Origin of the sequence: Rhizobium sp. CECT 9324, from assembly GCF_918741265.1 — a bacterium.
In the GTDB taxonomy this organism is placed as follows: domain Bacteria; phylum Pseudomonadota; class Alphaproteobacteria; order Rhizobiales; family Rhizobiaceae; genus Allorhizobium.
In genome coordinates this window covers 281,804-302,829 of sequence record NZ_CAKKMZ010000001.1, presented here as the reverse complement: position 1 = coordinate 302,829, position 21,026 = coordinate 281,804, and the positions used below count along the sequence as shown (strand labels likewise).

The window sequence follows — 21,026 nt, the reverse complement described above, 5'->3', positions numbered from 1 at the left end:
GCCCGTCGAAAAGATCTGCATGACGAGCGCGATGCCGCCGCCTAGCACAGCTTGCCCGCAGAACCAACAGTCTATGCGTGATGTGCGAGAAACCAGCGTATTTCCGGGCCGTGAAACACAATTTCCAGCTGCTGCGAAGGCCGAACGCCGGAGACGTCGGCGAAGAAGATGTCCTCCGCTATCGCCACCTCGCCGACCGGAAGCGAAAACACCCAACTCTCGCCATCCGGCGCGATCAGGCGGACCTTGCGCTCGTCCAGGCGGTCGAGCGAGATTGCAGGATGAACATGGAACCGGGCTATGGCCGGTTCAGACGGGAGGCTTGGAGCAGGCAGACCGTCCGGCAGAAGAAAGCGGTCGCGGCCTGCGATCTTGGTGCCGGCCTCGTTGATCCGCACTTCGCGCTCATGCAGCAGGCCGAAGCGCTTCAGGTAGCCATCATGGCTTGCTGACAGGCGGTCGCTGCCGTCCGGTCCTGTCTGGCGGCTGATCTCGACCTTCGCAACCCCTGAAACCAGCAAGGGGCCAAGGAAGTCTGACGATGACATTCGGGCCGAAGATACATCGCCGATGGCAACGGTTGAATGGGCAGCCGACGTGCGCGCCAGCTGCCGCAGTTTTTCACCGGCAAAACGCGGCGATCCACTGTTGACGATAAAGCGGTTGCGGCCCGACGAAAGTTCCAGCGACAGACAGCCGGCATGGGCGGTTCGCGACAGCGAGCCCATAGGCGGATGACCGGTGTCCAGGAGCAGGACCGTATCGCCGCCGGAAAGGCGCTGGTAGGCGGCGTGGGGCAGTGCCTTGAAGGGTTGTCCCGCCGTTTCGTCATAGCGCAGCACCGACATCAGATCCGTCGCGAGCGTCGAACTCGCACCGTTGAACAGGGCAAGATCTCCATTGCTGTGACGGAAGAAGCGCACGGCGGGATACATCCGGTCGATCGCCGGGATCAGCCTCTGCGGCACGTCATGGCCGAGATTGATGTAGGTCTGGCGAAGCGGCAACAGGTCGAAGAGCAATTCGACAGCCGACTGCGGATTGCGCGAGATGTGGCTGCCATCGGGGAGGATCTGGCGCTCCAGCTCACGATTGAGCTGGCGGCCCGCGCGTCGGATGGCGGAGGTCCGGGCTTCCGTGGAAATCGACGCCATCGCCAGCGCGATACGCGCGCGCATCCGCGGCAGGCCCTCGGGCAAGTGGCTCGCTATGCGGTGCAGATAACCGATCTGGTAGCTGAGTGACGCCATGAAACGCCGGTAGAAGCCGGCATCGGCGTCCTGAAGCACCACGGGTGAGTGGGATAGCCAGGCTATGATGCGTTGTGCAATGACATCGGCATCCCAGGCGATACCCGTCACACGTGATCCGTGCAAGTTGATCCACTGGTCGACGACCCAGCGGGCGTTTTCGCAGGCCGCATGCGACTTGTCGGCGCGGATATGGCGCAACCATCCGAACCCGTGCAGGCGCACCGCGAATTGCTGAGATGGCAGTTCAAGGTCGAAGGGCGATTGCTGGCCAGCGTCAAGCACGCGGCCGGCAAGCGGATATCGCCCCTGGAAAATCTCTTCGGCGACGAATGGATCGATCGCGCGAAGATCGGTTGGCGCAACGACCAGACGCATTGAACGAAAGCCGGCACGACCCTTGACCACGGGTAGTGCCAGCGCGATGGCTAGCCTTGCTCGGCGCCAGCCCTCCGCGAGATACAGTGAGATCAGTCTTCGACGATCCGTAATTCGCATTCTTATTCCCGTTGCTGCGGCCGGTAACTCAATGGTTTCCATGGGAAATTCATTTAGTTTCTACGGCGCAAGCCATTCCTCAAATCGCTTCATGACAAATCAGCCGATCGCAAAGGAAAAGTTCATAGCGAGTCTGCCGACGGGCAAGTGGCGCCCGTCAGCGGGATTTTCAGGTTCTAACAGTGTTATTGAATATTTCGCTAAATTTTAGCAATTACGCAAGCGTAGAATCCATCGAGACCACCCTCTGCGTGCAACATCGCCGGGGTGGTGCGGAATTCACCGCGATCGGTGATTGCAGCGTCCAGACCTGGCCAATCCTCCTTGCCGATCGGAAGGAGTTTCAACTCCGGATGGTCGGCGAGAACCCGGTCGACGACTTGCTCCCCCTCTGACGGGTCGATCGAGCAATTCGAAAAGACAATGCGTCCGCCCGGGGCCAGCAAGGTGAGGGCATGTCGGAGCAGTTTTTCCTGCAGGGCTGCGAGCTTGGCGATGTCTTCGGCGTCCTTGCTCCAAAGAACATCGGGATGTCGGCGGGTGGTGCCGGTGGACGAACAGGGCGCATCGAGAAGGATGGCGTCAAAGACCGTGCTGCCATCGAGATCAAGCAGATTGCTGGTGACGAATTCAGCGGAAAGACGAAGCCGCTCAAGATTGGATTGAAGTCGCTTCAGACGGGAAGCGGACTGTTCGACCGCAGTCACGGCGGCGCCAGCCAGAACAAGCTGCGCGGTCTTGCCGCCGGGTGCGGCGCAAAGATCGGCAACGCGCTTGCCGCTCAGGTCGCCAAAGAGCTTGGCAGGAATGGCGGCCGCAGCATCCTGGACCCACCATTCGCCATCTTCGAAGCCTTCGAGCGAGGGAATGCTGCCCTTGAAAGGCGCCAAACGCACAGTACCGGACGGCAGGACCTGGCCACCGAGTTTGTCGGCCCAGCCCTGGGCATCGTTCTTGACCGTGAGATCGATCATTACCGGCTGCAACTGAGCCTCGGCAATCGCCAGGGCGTGATCCAGGCCATAGACCGCAATCAACCGCTTCAGGAACCATTCCGGAATGCAGGGAATGTCATTAACCCACTCCAGCAGTGCTTCCTTCTCGCGCCCGACGCGGCGCAGGATCGCGTTTACCAGCTTGGCAAAGCGGCGGCTGCGGGGATCACGATTGGCCTGCTCGACAGCCAGATCGACCGCCGAATGATCCGGAACATCGAGGTAGAGCATCTGCGCTGCGGCGACGACCAGCAGATGGTGCAGCGAGCGGGCGCCTTCCGGCAGCGGCGTATCGAGCAATTCGTGCAGGATCGCTTCAATGCGCGGCAGATGACGAAGTGCGCTGTGCAGGATCGCGCGAACCAGCCCGCGATCGGCTTCGTTCAAGGCCCGGAATGCCGGATTGCCATGTTCGGCATCGAGCATGCCGTCCAGTGGCGTCTTGCGTTCAATCACGGCCGCCAGCAGGCGAGATGCCGCGATACGTGCATCGAGGCCTGGTTTTGCCTCGGCCTGTTCCGCCGGACGGGATCCGCCATTGCCCTTGTTCAAGTGCTTCTGCGGTTTTCCCGGTGCTTTATCGTTCAAGACCATGGTCCTTTGGGCGGTTCGGAGTTGCCACGTCCCCATCCGGTGTTCGGAACGGAGCGCGCTTTGGGCCTTGCATTAGCAGCGGGACCGGTTGGCGTCGATACCCCCGGCTGAATGTCGGTCATCGCCAGAAGCGCCTCGATACGGTTGCGCGTGTCCGGATGGGTCGAAAACAGATTGTCCATACGCCGGCCGCTGAGCGGATTGATGATGAACATATGGGCCGTTGCCGGATTGCGCTCGGCATCCATGTTTTCGATATGGGCAGCATCGCCGGCAATTTTCTGCAGCGCCGAGGCAAGCCCGCGCGGATTGCCGCTGATCTCGGCGCCGCGCCGGTCGGCGGCGTATTCCCGTGTCCGGCTGATCGCCATCTGCACCACCATGGCGGCCAGTGGCGCGACGATCATTGCAACAATGACGCCGATGAAGCCGAGCGGATTGCTGCGCTCGTCGCGACTGCCGGAAAACAGGAAGGCGAAGTTCGAGAGCATGGAGATCGCGCCGGCCAGCGTCGCGGTGATCGTCATGGTCAGCGTATCGCGATTTTCGATATGCGCCAACTCATGAGCCATGACGCCCGCGACCTCCTGCGGGTTCAGGCGCTGCAGCAGGCCGGTCGAGGCGGCCACGGCTGCATTCTGCGGATTGCGGCCAGTGGCAAAGGCGTTCGGCTGCGGGCTGTCGAACACGTAGACACGCGGCATCGGCAGATTGGCATTGCGCGCCAGTTCCTTGACCATCAGGTAGAATTCCGGCGCCGTGCGTTCATCGACCTCCTGTGCCCGGTAGGAGGAGAGCACCATGCGATCGGAGTTCCAGTAGGAGAAAAAATTCATGCCCGCTGCAACGATGAACGCGATCATCATCCCGCCACGGCCACCGATCAGAAAGCCGACGCCCATGAAGAGCGCCGTCATGAAGGCCAGCAACATTGCCGTGCGCATGAAGTTCATGTCTTGCTCCTATGAGATATGCATGCGGCAACGGGCCTGTTGCCGATTTCATCCGTTGATTTAAAAAGCGGCAATGCCAATTTCAATGTTTGCGCATAAAAACCGCGAAATAGAGGTGTAGTTATGTCCGAAGATCAAGAACACGAAGACATGGCGCCGGAACCGGCGCGCGAACTGAGTCCGGCAGCCAAACGGGCACTCGCCGAAGCCGAGGAACGGCGCAAGCGGGAGAAGCCAGCCAAGCCTGCTGCGGAAATCGGCGGTCGGGGAGGATCTGATCCAGCGCGTTTCGGCGACTGGGAGATCAAGGGCCGCGCGATCGACTTTTGAGCTGTAAATATTCCTATTGCCGACACGGTGTTATCGGAATATATTCCTTTTATGTTCAGATATCACGCACCGATCGTCATGCTGCTGGCCTTGCTTCAGCCGGGAACAGGGGACGCTGGCCAATATATCGAAGGCCCGGTGATGGCCGAAGTGGTGCGCGTGATCGATGGTGATACCGTTCTGGTTGAAGCCATGCCCTGGCCGGATCACCGCATCAATACTTATGTCCGACTGCGTGGCATCGACACGCCGGAACTGAAATCCAGCTGTCCGGCTTTCCGCGAGGCGGCCCGTAAGGCACAAGACCAGCTGAAAAGCCTGATGTCGGATCAACAACAGGTCGAATTGACCGAAATCTCAGGCGACAAATATTTCGGGCGGGTCGTCGCTACCCTAGTTCTCGCCGATGGCCGACGCCCGGCCGAACTCCTGCTGGAGCAAGGGCTGGCGGAACCCTACAAGGGCAATGCAAAAACACGACACGACTGCCCGTCCGGGTAGCCTAAAACAATTTCTGGCTGCATAAAATACCTAGACAATCTGCGGCAGAAATGGCTTCTATGCCGCCGATGACCAGAACCAGCCGCCGAAAAAGTCCCAAACCCCTCAAAATGCTGCTTTCGCTGATCCCCCTGCTCGCCGTCATGGAAACGGCAGCGGCACAGGAAACCGGAAATCTGGTTCTCGTCGCGGGCCGCACCTGCAAGCAGGTATCCAGTTGTGAAGAGGCAGTTGAGCTCTGGTGCGGCGGCTATCGGCGCGCAGATGCCGACAGTGACGGAATTCCTTGCGAAAACGTCTGCCGTTCGGTCGACCAGGTCAACGAAATCCGCCAATCGATCGGCTGCTGAAAAGGGCCCTCGTTGGAGAGCCCTTTCCAAGATCGGATCAAGCGCTGCGGTTCTGCCGGTTGTCGATCAGGTCATCGACCACCGCCGGATCGGCCAGGGTCGAGGTGTCACCGAGCGCACCAAAATCATCCTCCGCGATCTTGCGCAGGATACGCCGCATGATCTTGCCGGAACGGGTCTTCGGCAGGCCCGGGGCAAACTGGATCTTGTCCGGCGTTGCGATCGGGCCGATCTCGGTGCGGACGTGTTTGACCAGATCCTGGCGCAACGCGTCCGTTCCGTCATGTCCTGCCATCAGGGTGACATAACAATAGATGCCCTGGCCCTTGATGCCATGCGGATAGCCGACGACGGCGGCTTCCGAGACAAGATGATGCGAGACCAGCGCCGATTCGACCTCCGCCGTTCCCAGGCGGTGACCCGAGACGTTGAGGACGTCATCGACACGTCCCGTGATCCAGTAGTAGCCGTCCTCATCACGCCGGCAGCCGTCACCGGTGAAATATTTGCCCTTGTAGGTGGAGAAATAGGTCTGCACGTAGCGATCGTGATCGCCATAGACGGAACGGGCCTGGCCAGGCCAGCTGTCGGTGATGCAGAGATTGCCGTCGGCCGCCCCCTCCAGCACATTCCCTTCATTGTCGACCAGTTCAGGCTTGACGCCGAAGAACGGCAGGGTGGCCGAACCGGGTTTCAGTGCGGTCGCGCCAGGCAGAGGCGTAATCATGATACCGCCCGTCTCGGTCTGCCACCAGGTATCGACAACCGGGCAGCGCTGATCGCCGACCACGTTGTAATACCATTCCCAGGCTTCCGGATTGATCGGCTCGCCGACAGAGCCGAGCAGCCGGAGGCTGGAGCGCGAGGAGCGTTTCACAAACTCGTCGCCGACGCCCATGAGTGAGCGGATGGCGGTCGGTGCCGTGTAGAAGATGTTGACCTTGTGCTTGTCGATCACTTCCCAGAAGCGTCCCTGATCGGGGAAATTCGGCACGCCTTCGAACATCAGCGTCGTCGCGCAATTGGCCAGCGGTCCATAGACGATATAGGAATGGCCCGTCACCCAGCCGACATCGGCCGTGCACCAATAGACATCGCCATCGTGATAATCGAAGACATATTCATGCGTCATCGAGGCATAGACCAGATAACCGCCGGTCGTGTGCATCACGCCCTTGGGTTTGCCCGTCGAGCCTGACGTGTAAAGGATGAACAGCGGATCTTCCGCCTTCATCTTTGCCGGCGGGCAATCGCCCTTCACCGTCACGATTTCCTGATGATACCAGACATCGCGGCCGGGAGCCCAGCCGATCTTGCCGCCGGTTCGGCGCACAACCAGAACCTTGTTGACGATCACATACTGCTTGGCAGCAATATCGATGGCGATGTCGGTATTTTCCTTGAGCGCCACCGGCTTGCCGCCACGCACGCCTTCATCGCAAGTGATGACAAAGGTCGATTCGCAGTCGACGATGCGCCCGGCCAGTGCTTCCGGCGAAAAGCCGCCAAAGACCACCGAATGGATGGCGCCGATGCGGGCACAGGCGAGCATCGCATACGTCGCCTCCGGGATCATCGGCATATAGATGGTGACGCGATCACCCTTCTTCACGCCGTGCTTCTTCAGCACGTTCGCCATGCGGCAGACATGATCATAGAGCTCGTTATAGGTGATCTTCTTGTCGATATACGGATTGTCACCTTCCCAGATGATCGCCACCCGTTCGCCATTGGTCTTCAGATGGCGATCGATGCAGTTGTAGGAGACGTTCGTCAGGCCGTCTTCGAACCACTTGACCGGGACCTTGCCCTTGAAAGACGTGTTCTTGACCTTGGTATAAGGCTTGAACCAGTCGATACGCTTGCCGTGCTTACCCCAGAATTTCTCGGGATCCTCGATGCTTTCCTCGTACCACTTGCGATACTTGTCTTCATCGATCAGGGCCTGGGCTTTCGCCGACTTGAGCACCGGATAGGTCTTGGCTGACATTAACTCCTCCTCATTTAACGGCCAGGACTGTCGAACTTCGGACCGTCCTCCTCGGGCCTCTTGTACCCATTCTTATCAACTCAGAAGCGTCCAGCAATTAGACAAAGGTCATTCGTTACTTCGCGAATTGCAATTTCGTTACATAATCGGTATAAGGACGCCGAATTCCCGGAAATAGTGGTTTAAACCCACGGCTCGCGACAACCGGCGCGGACCTCAGAAGGATTGTATCCATGGCACAGACATTGCTTATGCCGAAGGCAACGGCCGTATGGCTCGTCGACAACACGGCGCTGTCATTCGACCAGATCGCCCAGTTCTGCAAACTGCACCCGCTTGAGGTCAAGGCGATTGCCGACGGCGAAGCGGCGCAGGGCATCAAGGGCCTGGACCCGATCGCGACAGGTCAGCTGTCGCGCGACGAGATCGCCCGGGCTGAAAAGGACGTGAACCACAAGCTGAAGATTTCCGAGCCGAAGGTTCGTGTTCCCGAATCCAAGCGTCGTGGTCCGCGCTACACGCCGGTCTCCAAGCGCCAGGATCGTCCGAACGCCATTCTCTGGCTGGTTCGCAACCATGCTGAACTGAAGGACGCACAGATCTCCCGTCTGGTCGGCACGACCAAATCGACCATCGAACAGATCCGCGAGCGCACCCACTGGAACTCGACCAACCTGACGCCGATGGACCCTGTCACGCTCGGGCTCTGCAGCCAGATCGATCTCGACCTCGAAGTTGAAAAGGCTTCTAAGGGCCGTCCGCTGCCGACCGCTGCCGAACTCGGCGCCACGCTGCAGGCCGCCACCGAGACCGAAAACCTCGACTTCGGCTATGGCCGCGACCGCGACGAAGAAAAGACGATCGACGCCAACGCCGTATTCGCCAAGCTGCAGTCGCTCAAGTCCGACCGCAACAAGGACGAGGACGACGATCAGTACTGATCGTCCCTCCGGTTCCACCAGACACCGAGCCCCGGTCGCACCATCAGCGCCCGGGGCTTTTCTTTGGCCAGATCAGGCAGCCACCTGGCCACAGGCTTTGAGCACGGCGGAAATCTCGTCCAAGACAATCGGATCATCGATGGTCGCCGGCATTTTCCAGGGAAGGCCGTCGGCGATCTTCTGCATCGTCCCGCGCAGGATCTTGCCTGACCGTGTCTTGGGCAGGCGATCGACCATCAGCACCGTCTTGAAAGCCGCGACTGGACCGATCTCATCGCGCACCAGTTGCACCACCTCTTTTGAAATGGCTGCATGATCCCGGTGCACATTCTTCTTCAACACGAGGAAGCCGCAGGGTATCTGCCCCTTGAGTTCGTCGGCAATGCCGATGACGGCGCATTCTGCCACATCCGGATGCATGGCGCAGACCTCTTCCATCGCCCCCGTAGAAAGACGATGTCCAGCGCAGTTGATGATGTCATCCGTGCGCGCCATGACGAAGACATAGCCGTCGTCGTCGATCACGCCGGCATCGGCTGTCTTGTAATAGCCGGGGAATTCTTCGAGGCAGGATGTCCTGAAGCGCTCGTCCGCGCCCCAGAAGGTCACCAAACAACCAGGAGGCAAAGGGAGTTTGGCAACGATGTTGCCTAGTGTTCCGTGGGCGACAGGATGACCGGCATCATCCAGAATCTCCAAGTCGTAACCAGGCATCGGTTTCGCCGGTGAACCATGTTTCACCGGCAAGAGCCCGAGACCGGCCGGATTGGCGGCAATGGCCCAGCCGGTCTCGGTTTGCCACCAGTGGTCGATGATCGGGATGTTCAAAATACGCTCGGCCCATTTCAGCGTCTCCGGATCCGCTCGCTCTTCCGCCAGGAAAAGAGCGCGCAGACCCGACAGATCGTACCGCGCAACATGTTCCCCTTCCGGGTCATCGCGCCGGATCGCCCGAAAGGCCGTCGGTGCTGTGAACAGCACCTTCACGTCATGGTCGCTGACCACACGCCAGAAAGTACCGGCATCCGGCGTGCCCACCGGTTTCCCCTCGAAGATGACCGTCGCATTGCCGGCGAGCAGCGGGCCGTAGACGATATAGGAATGGCCGACGACCCAGCCGATATCGGAGGCAGCCCAGAAAACCTCGCCCGGCTTCACGCCGTAGATATTGGCCATGGTCCAGTTGAGTGCCACCATGTGCCCGCCATTGTCGCGCACGACACCCTTCGGCTGGCCCGTGGTTCCGGACGTGTAGAGAATATAGAGCGGATCGGTCGCCAGAACGGGCGTGCAGTCTACGCTTGAACCATTGATCTTCTCGGCCTCGGCCGCCTGGGCAAGATCGACATCCCCATGCTCGTAGCGCAGGGGGGCGTGGTATTGGTCGCGCTGCAGGATAAAACAGTAGTCAGGTTTCACCTTGGCTATGTCGATGGCATGGTCGAGAAGCGGCTTGTACGGAACGATCCGCCCCGGCTCCAGGCCGCAACTCGCTCCGATAACGACCTTTGCGCCGCAGTCGTCAATACGGGTCGCCAGTTCATGCGCGGCAAATCCGCCAAAGACCACCGAATGGACCGCACCCAAGCGGGCGCAGGCAAGCATGGAAAACACCGCTTCCGGGATCATCGGCATGTAGATGATGACCCTGTCGCCTTTGCCGACCCCATGATTGCGCAGCACTGCGGCAATCGCGCTTACCTCGCTCAGCATCTGATCGTATGAGTAGCGTGCCGTCTGTCCGGTCATCGGACTGTCGTAAATCAGCGCGGTTTCGGACCCGTGGCCGGCCGCTATATGCCTGTCGATGCAGTTGTAGCAGGTATTGGTTTCACCGCCGACGAACCATCTTCCATACGGTCCTTGATCCGGATCGAAGGTTTTTTCCGGCGCCTTGAACCAATGCACCTGCGCGGCGGCCGTGCGCCAGAATTGTTCTGGATCTGCCTGCCAGAGGGCATAGGTTTCCTGATAGTTGCCCCGCATGTCGATCCTCCCGATGCCATGCATGCCTCTTGTCTTATTGGCAAGTGTAGGAAGCCGATGGGTCGGTGGAAACCCAGACGAAAGAGCTACGCCAAAGGTATTCGAATGAATCCGGTTGACTCTTGGGCGGAGCTCTGGAATTTATAGAACATAAAGTGAACATTATGCAGGAGAGACCGTCATGGGCGCAGGCCCTCAGGCGCAGGAGCAGCTTTTTGCCCTCAGACAGGCCGTCGCCCTGATCGAGGGAAAGGCGAGCCATGCCGCCCGCATGGCGGCCGAACCCGACCATGCCTATCTGTCAACACCGTCCGACCGGCCGATGGAGCCTGTTGCGGCAGCTTCTGAAAATGTCGAGTTCGCCAAGCTGATGGCCGAGATCGTGCGGGCGGGCGTGATGGTCGAGATCCGCAGCCAGCGCATGCAGGATGCGGGATCGGCCAGCGGGTTTGTGCTCGCTCTTGCCCGGTTGCTCAAGGGCCGCAATGGCGCGCCACGTCGTTCTCTTCTGATTGCCGATGCCTTTGGCGGGCGCGAGGCGGGCATGGTCTATGCACCCGGCCTTGTCGATTTTGGTCTTGAGCCTGGCGAGTTGGTGCATGCCATGCCGCGGCGCATGGAGGATGCGCTCTGGCTTGCCGATGCGGCGCTGACCTCACGTGCCTTTTCCGCCGTGCTTCTCGAAGTGCATGGCAACCCCAAGAAATTCGGGCTGACCGAAAGCCGCCGCCTCAGTCTGCGCTCACGCGATACAGGCGGTGCCCTTTTTCTCCTTCGTCAGGCCGGAGAGGAGGAGGCTTCCAGCGCTCCTCTGCGCCTGCTTGTCGAACCGGCGCCAGCGGTGGCGCGCAAACTCTCGGACGGCAGCCTGCTTGGCGGCAGCATTGGCCATCCCGTTTTTCGTGTCCTTGTCGAGAAGTCCCGATCGCCGGGGCTGTCTCAGTTCATTCTGGAGTGGAACATCCATGAGCGCCGCCTTTACCCTCTCTCTGCCGGATCCGTCGCATCCCCTGGACCGGCGTATCCTGGCGATCTTCTTTCCGAGACTGGCAACCGATCGGATCGCACGCCGTCGATGGGGACTGTCGTGGCGCTCGACCGGGCGTCCTGACCCTGCGCCGATCGTCTGTGCCGAGCGGATCTCGAATGCCATGCGCTTGACAGCGCTCGACGAGGCGGCCGAGGCGATTGGCCTGCGTGTCGGTCAGGGGCTGGCCGAGGCACGTGCGATTTGTCCGTCGCTCGATGTGATCGAGGCCGATGTGCAGGCCGACAGACATTTCCTCGATGCGCTGGCGGATTGGTGCGATCGTTACACGCCTCTGGTGGCCATCGATGGCGAGAACGGGCTGGTGCTCGACATCACCGGCTGTGCGCATCTCTTCGGTGGCGAGGCGAGGTTGCTGGACGACCTTCTCTCGCGCCTGACCGATTTCGGCCTCGATGTACGCGGATCGGTTGCGCCCACGCCAGGCCTCGCCTGGGCTGCGGCTCGTTTCTCCCGGGCGCAGATCATTGCGGCTGACGAGATGCCCGCAGTGCTTTCCCCCTTGCCAATGAAGGCATTGCGGCTTGCAGCCGAAACCTGTCTGACGCTCGCCAAGGTCGGCCTCAAGCACATCGGAGAGTTGATGACGGCGCCACGGGGGCCGATCATGCGGCGGTTCGGACCTGAGCCGCTGTTGCGTCTGGACCGGGCGCTGGGCCGTGAAGGCGAACCGATATCGCCGCGCCGGCCACTCGCCATGCTTTCGGTCGAGCGACGCCTGGCGGAGCCGATCAGCATGGAGGCACAGATTCTCGATCTTGCCGGTCGACTTGCTTGTGGCTTGAAGGCTGGCCTTCAAGCCCGGGGCGAAGGCGGTCGGCTGTTTGAACTTCTGCTTTTTCGCGTGGATGGACGGGTGTTCCGCATCGAGGTCGGCACATCGGGGCCCCTGAACGATGCGGTTCGGATCCGATCGTTGTTTTCGGAAAGGCTGCAGGTGCTGCGCGATGATCTGGATGCCGGCTTCGGTTTCGAGCTGGTCAGGCTCAATGTGTTGCGCAGCGAGAGCCTGTCGCCCAGTCAGCCGCTGTTCGATCAGGAGGCGGAAGCGGAAGGACGTTTCGGTCGCTTTATCGACCAGGTTTGCGCCCGGCAGGGGGCCCGCTGTCTGAGTGTACCGGTGGCGCTGGCCAGCCATTGGCCGGATCGGGCCGCGACATTGGCTCCGTTGGGCGATGGCCTGTCGCCAGGCCGACTACCCCATGCCTCGCCGCTCCGGGGCGAGCGGCCGATCCGGCTGTTTACCCGGCCGGAACCGGTGGAAGTGACAGCCGAGGTGCCGGATGGTCCGCCGGCGAGCTTTCGCTGGCGTCGGACACGGCACCGGGTGGCGCGTGCGGAGGGGCCCGAACGGCTGGCAGCGGAATGGTGGGTCGACGACGACAAGCATAAGCCACGCGATTATTTCCGTATCGAAGACAGCGCCGGCCACCGTTTCTGGCTGTTTCGCGAAGGGCTCTACGAGCGCGGTTCCGACATTCCGAGCTGGTACATGCAGGGGGTGTTTGCCTGATGGAGCAGGTCTATTTCGAGATTGGCGCGCGGAGCAATTTTTCCTTTCTCGAGGGTGCCGCGCATCCGGAAGACATGGTCTTGGCAGCGAAAGCGCTCGGCATTTCAGGTCTGGGGCTTGCCGATCGGAATACGGTCGCGGGCGTTGTACGCATGCATGCCGTGGCCAAGGCGCATGGCTATGCCTTTCGTCCCGGGGCTCGGCTGGTGTTTGCCGACGAGACGCCGGATCTGTTGGCCTATCCGATGAACCGGCGTGGCTGGGGCCAACTCTGCCGTCTGCTCAGCGTTGGAAACCTGCGATCCGAAAAAGGCAGTTGCAGGCTTCACGAGGCCGATCTTCTGGACTGGTCGGAGAATCTGCTGTTTGCCGCCATGCCACCGGACCTGACCGACCACGCGCAGGTTGACGGTTTTCGTGCTTGCCTCAAGCGTCTTTTACCGCATCTCGCCGATCGTCTCTATCTGGTGTTGGTGCCCCGTCACAATGGACGCGACCGGCAGAGCTTTGCCGAGCTGGCCGCTATCGGGCAGTCTCTGAGCCTGCCGCTGATTGCCAGCAATGACCCATTCTACGCGCTCGCCGAACACCAGCCGCTTGCCGATATTGTCACGGCCATTCGTGAGCATGTTACGGTCGCCGAGGCGGGATTTCGTCTTGCGGTGAATGCCGAGCGGCACCTGAAGACGCCTCTGGAGATGGCCCGTCTGCTCAGACTCCAGCCCAAGGCAATTGAGGCAACACAGAGGTTTTTTAGCCGGCTTCACTTTTCACTCGATGAGCTCAGCCATCAATATCCCGATGAGAGCATCGATGGGGAAGCCCCGGCTGATGTGTTGCGGCGATTGACCTATGAAGGTGCAGCAAGGCGTTTTCCCGACAGGGATATCCCCGCAAAAGTTCAGGGCCTGCTTGAATACGAATTGAAACTGATCGGCGATAAACGCTACGAACCCTATTTTCTGACCGTCCACCGGATCATCAATCATGCCCGAAGCGAAAGAATCCTGTGCCAGGGGCGCGGATCGGCGGCCAATTCCGCGGTCTGCTACTGCCTCGGGATCACGGAGGTAAATCCGGAAAAGACGACCCTGCTGTTCGACCGTTTCATCTCGACGGAGCGCGACGAGCCGCCGGATATCGACGTCGATTTCGAGCACAGCCGGCGCGAGGAGGTCATCCAGTTCATCTACAAGGCTTACGGACGTGAACATGCAGCACTGACGGCAGCGGTGATCAGCTACCGGGCTCGTTCGGCCGGTCGCGAAGTCGCCAAGGTCTTCGGCCTTTCGGATGATGTGCAATCGGCACTGGCCGGTTCGATCTGGGGCTGGTGGACAAAGAATTTCACCGAGGAACAGGCCAAGGCGGCCGGGCTCGATCTTGGCGATCCGACGACGCGGCGCGTGATGCATTATGCCGACCGCATTCAGGGCTTCCCGCGCCACCTGTCCCAGCATGTCGGTGGCTTCGTGATCACCCGCGACCGGCTCGACGAGGTGGTTCCGGTCATGAATACGGCCGACGGCCGTTATATGATCGAATGGGACAAGGACGATCTCGATACGCTGAAGATCCTGAAGATCGACGTGTTGGCGCTCGGCATGCTGACCTGTCTTTCCAAGGCATTGAAGCTGTTGGAGCAACACTACCGGCGCACGGAAACGCTTGCCTCGATCTTCAATGATGAGCAGCCGGCGGTGTATGACATGATCTGCCGGGCCGATACACTGGGCGTCTTCCAGATCGAAAGTCGTGCGCAGATGAGCATGCTGCCGCGGCTGCAGCCGCGCGTTTTCTACGATCTGGTGATCGAGGTGGCGATCGTCCGGCCCGGACCGATCCAGGGCAATATGGTGCATCCCTATCTGAAAAGCCGGCAGGAGTTTCGAAAATACGGCCGGCAACCGACCTATCCGAAGGCGGAGCTCGTGCCGGTGCTGGCCCGCACACTTGGCGTGCCGCTTTTTCAGGAGCAGGCGATGCAAATCGCGATCACGGCGGCCGGTTTCAAGCCAGCCGAAGCCGACCGATTGCGGCGAGCGATGGCAACATTCCGCCGGACCGGCCAAGTCAGCGATTTCAAGATACGCTTCGTCGAGGGCATGGTTGGACGCGGTTACGAGCGGACGTTTGCCGAGCGCTGTTTCAGTCAGATCGAAGGTTTCGGTGAGTACGGCTTTCCGGAAAGCCATGCCGCTTCATTCGCGCTACTGGTCTATATTTCCTGCTGGCTCAAGGCCTTTTATCCAGACGTGTTCTGTGCCGCCCTGCTCAACTCTCAGCCGATGGGGTTCTATGCGCCGGCGCAGTTGATCCGTGACGCGCGCGAGCATGGCGTCGAGATGCGACCCGTCGACATCAATCATTCCGATTGGGACACCGGGCTGGAAGAGGCCGAGTTCGAAACCGCGCGGATTTCGCCGCGCCATCGATCGATGGCGGGCGTCATCCTGACGGAAAAGGCGGTGCGGCTGGGTTTGCGGCAGGTCAAGGGCGTCTCGAAGACGGATATGGATCTGCTCGTGACGCGACGCGGATCAGGCTACGATTCGGTCCGCGATCTCTGGCTGCGCACGCGCCTCACGCGTTCGGTGATCGAAAAGCTGGCGGATGCGGATTGTTTCTCGTCGCTTGGACTTGCGCGACGCGATGCACTTTGGGCAGCTCAGGCGCTGGATGGCGAACAGGCGGTGGAAACGTTGCCGTTATTTGCAACAGTGCCGCAGGAGGGCATTCACATGGAGGCCGAGATGGCTTTGCCGCACATGCTGCCTGGCGAAGAGGTGCTCAGCGACTATCGCTCGCTCACCTTCTCGCTCAAGGCCCATCCGGTGTCCTTCCTGCGGGCGGACATGACACGAGCGGGGCTCCGTCGTGCCGTCGATCTGGAGACCCTGCGCAGTGGCGACAAGATCCTCATTGCCGGATTGGTGCTGGTGCGGCAGCGGCCAGGTTCGGCCAAAGGCGTTATCTTCATGACCATCGAAGATGAGACAGGTGTCGCCAATATCATTGTCTGGCCGAAGGTGTTCGAACAGTATCGGGCAATCGTCATGGGCGCGCGCTTCGTCTGTCTGCGCGGCAAGCTGCAAAAGGCGGATGGGGTTATTCATGTGGTCGCCGATCACCTGGTTGATGCAACGGTCCGGCTCGGTATCCTGCAACGCGATCTGAAGGATTTTACCACGCTTGCCCGCGCCGATGAGGTTCGACGGCCGGGTATCGATCATCGCCAGGGCAAGGAAGGCGCGACGGGTAGCAGCCGCGCGTCGCTCGCGGTGCAACGAAACCCGGCAGATGGACGCAAGGCGGACGGCGCTGCGATTGCAAGCGTCATGCCGAAAGGTCGCAATTTTCACTGAGCGACCGGATGTCGCGGTGCATCGGATTTTTCTTGACAAAGCGCATCCGGTTCAGCAGAAAGGCGACAGTAAGAGTCATGTTTGACGGTGCGCTTCATGCTGGTCTGCAGCTGCAATTACATCACCGACAAGGACATCAAGTCAGTCATCACTGAGTTGCTTGATGAAGATTGTTGGCAGTTGATCGTTCCCGCCAAGGTCTATCATGCCATGGGCAAGCGCGGTCGTTGCTGTGGTTGCTTCCCAAATGTGGTCGAGCTGATTATCCGCACGACCGAAGACTATCACGCTGCCCGCGAGACCGAGACGGCCGAGGTCGTTGATTTCATGGACCGTCTGAAGCGTTTCCATGAAGAGCAGCGTGCCGCGATCCAGGAACGTCGCTTGGCCTCCGTGGCGGCCCGTCGCGCTGGCTGATAGCTGCCTTTCATGGGATGCCTCGATTGGGCATGTGCCTATAAGTATCTCTCCCTCTTTTTTTTGACATGTCGGGCTCGCGTAAGTATCGGTGCTATTTCAGAGTGCTGGGCGTGCGTTCCTTCCACCGGCAATTATTGCTTGACGGATTGGTTCGCTTGCTTGCAGGCCAAACTACCTACCCAGCTTGAGTTGAAGGTGGCTTTGCATCCCGGGTAACTCACTTGGTTTCGCATGTCCGACAGTGATCTGGTTCCGTGGCGATGCTGCCGCGCGACATAAACCCCGTCCTTGAGCGCGCGTCCGACAACGGGGCTTGCCTGGCTGAGTTGTGTTTGGTTGCACTCAAGAATGGCAGGGAGCAAGCAGGAGGCCACGGGTGAGCGATGGTCCCTGAGGAGGCGCGAGATTGACATTGATCAATCGCTTTTCTCAAGCTCAGCGGATCCACACCAGGCCTAACGAATGACCCTCAGAGGCGGAGGGATCTCCTGCCAGAGGCATTCTGGACGTATGGGCAAAAGCGCGGAGCAGGATGTTCTTGAACCCACTTCGAGAGCACGAGATACGGCACCGCCGACGAAAGTCCGGCCGCGACAAACCGATCGTGGGCGAAACCATTGCGAAGGGAAACACTGCGCGCCTTACCTCGAGTGTGAAGGCGCAGGTGCAGTAGAACGAAAAGGCGGCTTTTAAAGGTGTCCGATGTGACGCGGTTCCTCATGGCACTTCTCATGGCAGCTCGCGGTACCGCAATCATGCTGCTGTCGCTGCTTGGATGCAGGTATGATGGAGTAAGCCTGTGGATGCTCGGGCTCCGCGCCCTTGCCCAAAGCTGGCGGTTGGTCGATGTCAGGGCTTGCATGGCGCGGAGGCCAACGTTGACCCACGGAGGTCGATGTTCAATCGCGGCGTTTCATCCCCTGTTTCAAGGCTGCGTGGCTGCATGGAAAGCGGTTGGGGTGACAGACAGGTTTCGCAGTGGGTTTTCACCACGAATGCAATGCAACCATATTAGAATACTTCTAAAAAACTGCTCGACAGAATTTCAAGCAGGGCGTAGAGTTCCGCCATTCCATTCACGTAGAGGACGAATTTCATGAAGGGTGATCCGAAGGTCATTGAACGGCTCAACGAGGCACTTTTCCTCGAGCTTGGCGCAGTCAATCAGTACTGGCTGCACTACCGCCTGCTTGAGGACTGGGGCTATACCAAGCTCGCCAAGAAGGAGCGGGCCGAGTCGATCGAAGAAATGCAGCATGCGGACAAGCTGGTTGCCCGCATCATCTTCCTGGAAGGTCATCCAAACCTGCAGCAGGTCGGCGCGTTGCGCATCGGCCAGAATGTCAGGGAAGTCCTCGAAGCCGATCTTGCCGGCGAATATGATGCACGCACCGCCTACAAGGCATCGCGCGATGTCTGTCACCAGGCTGGCGATTACGTCACAATGAAGCTGTTCGAAGAGCTGCTGATCGATGAAGAAGGCCATATCGACTTCCTCGAGACGCAGATCGAGTTGCTCACGAAGCTGGGCGAGGAAAAATACGGCCAGCTCAACGCCGACTCGGCCGACAACGCCGAATAATCCGTCGATTGCTTGCCTATTCAAGACCCCGGCGCCCTGTGCGCCGGGGTCTTTTTCATCTTGGGTACCGCAAGCGATCAAATCGGCCGCCCGGGCGCCAGATGGTGCCAAGGCCCGGAATCATCTGGGACCGCAGCGTTATGCATCGCATTCAATCTCAGACCAATGCGTCTGGCTGACAACGATTTCGCATGTCAGGCGTCGAGGCGAAAGCGTGCCCGATAGGCGGCCGGGCTTGTGGAAAGCCGGCAGCGAAAATGATGCCGCATCGTGGCAAGCGTGTTGAAGCCGGATATTCGGGCGATATCGTCCAGTGGCGCGGATCCGGGTTGCTGTAGCAATTCGATGCGGTCCATTGCGGCGCCGGCCAACTCCTCGAGAATGGCGAGATCCCTGGCGGTGAAGAGTCTCGGGTTGCGATCACTGGCGCATACTGTTCCGATGACATGTCCGTCTCTGGTCTTCAGCGGGACGCCGGCATAAAGGCGGATATGGCTGTCGCCTGTCACTGCCGGATGCTGTGCAAAACGCAGATGCTTGCGTCCTTAATGACCACCGGTTCCTGGTCATCGACCACATAGCGGCAGAAACTGTCTTCGCGCGGCACTTCATTGACGGACATGCCGGAACAGGCCTTGTACCACTGGCGATGGGCATCGATCAGGGTGACCAGACCGATGTCGATGGAAAACACCTGTTTGATCAGTCGGACAATGCGGTGGAAGCCTTCGTCTCTTGGGGTGTCGAGGAGGTCGAGCTGCTCCAACGCAGCCAGCCGCTCGAATTCCCGATTCTTCTTCTCTGCGGACGACTTCCCGAATGCTTTCGCAATCACCATTGCGCATCTCCTCAACAGGCTGAGATAGAAATGCCTGCCATAAATTGGTGAGCCGGAAATTGGTGACCAGGAAAGGCCTCAGGTCGTCAGGCGGCCAAATGTGAAAATTCCGCCACGACCTGATCATAGACCGCGCGCTTGAAGGGAACGATCAGGCCGGGCAGGTCCTGCATCGGTTTCCATTCCCAGGCATCGAATTCTGCCTGGTGGCCGCCGGGCGGCGGGTTGATGGCGATCTCGCTTTCGTCGCCTTCGAAGCGGAAGGCGAACCAGCGCTGGGTCTGGCCGCGGTATTTGCCGCGGAGGCCGATGCCGATCAGTTCAGGTGGCAGATCGTAGTTGATCCAGCGGCTTGCCTCGGCGAGCAGGGAAACCGACTTGATCCCGGTTTCCTCGTAGAGTTCCCGAATGGCGGCCGGCAGCGCATCCTCGCCGGCATCGATGCCGCCCTGGGGCATCTGCCAGAGCTGCGGCGAGCCGTCATATTCGGAATTGCCTTCAACCATGCGGCGGCCGGCCCAGACATGGCCCGCCTTGTTCAGCACCATGATGCCAACGCAGGGGCGGTAGGGAAGATCCTCGGCCTTGACCGGCTGTGCAGGTGCTTTGTTCATCATATCCTCAGGGCTTGTTGTCCGTGGCCAGGGCGGAGACGCCGACGATCTCGATGCCGCGGGCGACCGCCTCCTCGCGCCATTCGGCGACGGCGGAGATGGTCTCGTCGAAGGCAGAGCCGATACCGATCGCCTGGCCGTTGCGCTGGGCGATGCGTTCCAGTTCATCAAGCTTGGCGAGGATCGCCTTGCGATCCAGCTGGGCGTCGATCATCACGTCGCCGAAGGCATGGGGAATGCCGATCGCCTTGGCGAAGTCGCCCGACAGCGAGCGGGCGGTCGAGCCGTCGTCGAGGAACAGCAGGCCGCGATTGCCGATGTCGCGCATGATCGGGTCCATGGCTTTCTCGTCGGAGAGGAAACGCGCGCCCATATAGTTCATGATGCCGGTGTAGTTGGTGATCTGCGCCATCGCCTGATGCAGGTTGGCGAGATTGGTGACTTTACCCTTTTCGGCGACCAGCGTGCCGCGGCCGGGATCGTTGTTGGGGTAATCGAAGGGCTCCATCGGCACCTGGAGCACGACTTCATGGCCCTTGCGGCGCGCTTCCTGCATCCAGCGGGTGAGGCTGTTGCCGGTGGCGGCAAAGGCGAGCGTCACGTCGTCGGGCAGGTCGCGGATGGCCTTCTGGCTGCCGGTCTGGCTGAGCCCGATGCCGCCGATGACGATGGCGATGCGGTTGCCACGGGCGCCGGACCAGGGGCGGGCGTAGAATTCGACCGGTTTCAAGCCATCGGCGCCGATGATCGGCAGTCGTCCTTCAGGGCTGTCTTCGAGCAGGTCATCATTCGGCTGGCCGGCCAGGCGCGGGTCCTGGATGTGCGATCCGATGATCACCGGGCCTTCGCCGTCGCGCGGCTTGGGCGTGTATTTGGTCACGACGGAGCCGTCATCGGTCACGGTGCGCTGGACGTTGGCGCCATCCTGCGGCCGGCTCCGGCTGAGGCCCGAGCCCGCTTCGTCGAGGGCGGTTCTATCTTCAGCGACGGCAACGGGGGTCTCTTCGTCGGCGCCGGCGAGAATGATCGGCGGGGTGCCTTGAAGGGGAAGCGGCGAGAGTGCGGTCAGAGCGGAAAAGCCGACAAGCACCAGCACGGCGGCCGTCGAACCAAATGCCGAAAGGCGGAACCGTCGCTTGACGCGACTTCCGCCTTTTCGCTCCTGGCCGAGCGGTGCATGCAGATCCATGCGGAAATTCCAACGGCTACCGACGGGTCGAAACCCAGGCGCCTGCGCCCGTCGGGGCGCAGGCTATGG

Annotated in this window: 16 protein-coding genes and 1 pseudogene; 9 read left to right on the top strand and 8 right to left on the bottom strand. The window is 60.4% G+C overall.

Annotated elements, in window-relative coordinates; genetic code table 11:
* Positions 1–71: 71 nt before the first annotated feature.
* From LQ231_RS01410 to htpX, 3 genes are all read right to left on the bottom strand, one after another.
* The gene (locus tag LQ231_RS01410) at positions 72–1,748 is read right to left on the bottom strand and encodes a heparinase II/III family protein (RefSeq protein ID WP_230170000.1); all 1,677 of its coding nucleotides are present in this window, start codon (positions 1,746–1,748) and stop codon (positions 72–74) included.
* A gap of 200 nt (positions 1,749–1,948) precedes the next feature.
* On the bottom strand, positions 1,949–3,337 hold the full coding sequence (locus tag LQ231_RS01405; RefSeq protein ID WP_230169999.1) for a transcription antitermination factor NusB: 1,389 nt from the start codon (positions 3,335–3,337) through the stop codon (positions 1,949–1,951).
* Positions 3,328–4,290, bottom strand: coding sequence for a zinc metalloprotease HtpX (gene htpX, locus LQ231_RS01400; protein ID WP_113142795.1), 963 nt, complete (start codon positions 4,288–4,290; stop codon positions 3,328–3,330). Before htpX ends, LQ231_RS01405 begins: the two co-directional genes overlap by 10 nt.
* A gap of 123 nt (positions 4,291–4,413) precedes the next feature.
* Between htpX and LQ231_RS01395 the strand changes: the two genes are divergently transcribed.
* From LQ231_RS01395 to LQ231_RS01385, 3 genes are all read left to right on the top strand, one after another.
* Positions 4,414–4,620, top strand: a complete 207-nt coding sequence (locus tag LQ231_RS01395) for a DUF1674 domain-containing protein (protein ID WP_230169998.1) — start codon at positions 4,414–4,416, stop codon at positions 4,618–4,620.
* 51 nt (positions 4,621–4,671) lie between these two features.
* Positions 4,672–5,121, top strand: coding sequence for a thermonuclease family protein (locus LQ231_RS01390; RefSeq protein WP_230169997.1), 450 nt, complete (start codon positions 4,672–4,674; stop codon positions 5,119–5,121).
* A 110-nt stretch (positions 5,122–5,231) separates the two neighbouring features.
* A complete protein-coding gene (locus LQ231_RS01385) occupies positions 5,232–5,471 on the top strand; it encodes an excalibur calcium-binding domain-containing protein (RefSeq protein ID WP_230169996.1) in 240 nt (79 codons plus the stop codon).
* A 37-nt stretch (positions 5,472–5,508) separates the two neighbouring features.
* Here the strand turns inward: LQ231_RS01385 and acs are convergent, their stop codons facing one another.
* The gene (acs, locus tag LQ231_RS01380) at positions 5,509–7,461 is read right to left on the bottom strand and encodes an acetate--CoA ligase (protein ID WP_230169995.1); all 1,953 of its coding nucleotides are present in this window, start codon (positions 7,459–7,461) and stop codon (positions 5,509–5,511) included.
* 233 nt (positions 7,462–7,694) lie between these two features.
* On the opposite strand from acs, the gene LQ231_RS01375 reads away from it, so the two are divergent.
* Positions 7,695–8,402 carry a DUF1013 domain-containing protein gene (locus LQ231_RS01375; protein ID WP_007605627.1) on the top strand — a complete coding sequence of 236 codons (708 nt, stop codon included), beginning with the start codon at positions 7,695–7,697 and terminating at the stop codon, positions 8,400–8,402.
* 72 nt (positions 8,403–8,474) lie between these two features.
* On the opposite strand, the gene LQ231_RS01370 is transcribed toward LQ231_RS01375, so the two are convergent.
* Complete coding sequence (locus LQ231_RS01370) at positions 8,475–10,388, bottom strand: propionyl-CoA synthetase (protein WP_230169994.1); 1,914 nt, start codon at positions 10,386–10,388, stop codon at positions 8,475–8,477.
* A gap of 181 nt (positions 10,389–10,569) precedes the next feature.
* Here LQ231_RS01370 and LQ231_RS01365 point away from each other — a divergent pair, with 181 nt between their 5' ends.
* From LQ231_RS01365 to bfr, 5 genes are all read left to right on the top strand, one after another.
* A complete protein-coding gene (locus LQ231_RS01365) occupies positions 10,570–11,499 on the top strand; it encodes a hypothetical protein (RefSeq protein WP_230169993.1) in 930 nt (309 codons plus the stop codon).
* On the top strand, positions 11,399–12,949 hold the full coding sequence (locus LQ231_RS01360; protein ID WP_230173206.1) for a DNA polymerase Y family protein: 1,551 nt from the start codon (positions 11,399–11,401) through the stop codon (positions 12,947–12,949). Before LQ231_RS01365 ends, LQ231_RS01360 begins: the two co-directional genes overlap by 101 nt.
* Positions 12,949–16,314, top strand: a complete 3,366-nt coding sequence (locus LQ231_RS01355) for an error-prone DNA polymerase (RefSeq protein WP_230169992.1) — start codon at positions 12,949–12,951, stop codon at positions 16,312–16,314. The genes LQ231_RS01360 and LQ231_RS01355 overlap by 1 nt, the downstream gene beginning before the upstream one ends.
* A gap of 96 nt (positions 16,315–16,410) precedes the next feature.
* Positions 16,411–16,731, top strand: a complete 321-nt coding sequence (locus LQ231_RS01350; RefSeq protein ID WP_113142885.1) for a (2Fe-2S)-binding protein — start codon at positions 16,411–16,413, stop codon at positions 16,729–16,731.
* Positions 16,732–17,830: 1,099 nt separating this feature from the next.
* Positions 17,831–18,316, top strand: coding sequence for a bacterioferritin (gene bfr, locus LQ231_RS01345; RefSeq protein ID WP_113142788.1), 486 nt, complete (start codon positions 17,831–17,833; stop codon positions 18,314–18,316).
* 302 nt (positions 18,317–18,618) lie between these two features.
* Here the strand turns inward: bfr and LQ231_RS27260 are convergent.
* The 3 genes and pseudogenes from LQ231_RS27260 to LQ231_RS01320 form a co-directional block, all read right to left on the bottom strand.
* Positions 18,619–19,154, bottom strand: a pseudogene (locus LQ231_RS27260) (GAF domain-containing protein); the annotation flags it as partial.
* An 86-nt stretch (positions 19,155–19,240) separates the two neighbouring features.
* Entirely contained in the window at positions 19,241–19,768 is a 528-nt protein-coding gene (locus tag LQ231_RS01325) for an RNA pyrophosphohydrolase (RefSeq protein WP_230169990.1), read from the bottom strand.
* Between the two features lie 7 nt (positions 19,769–19,775).
* On the bottom strand, positions 19,776–20,957 hold the full coding sequence (locus LQ231_RS01320; RefSeq protein WP_230169989.1) for a divergent polysaccharide deacetylase family protein: 1,182 nt from the start codon (positions 20,955–20,957) through the stop codon (positions 19,776–19,778).
* Positions 20,958–21,026 lie beyond the last annotated feature (69 nt).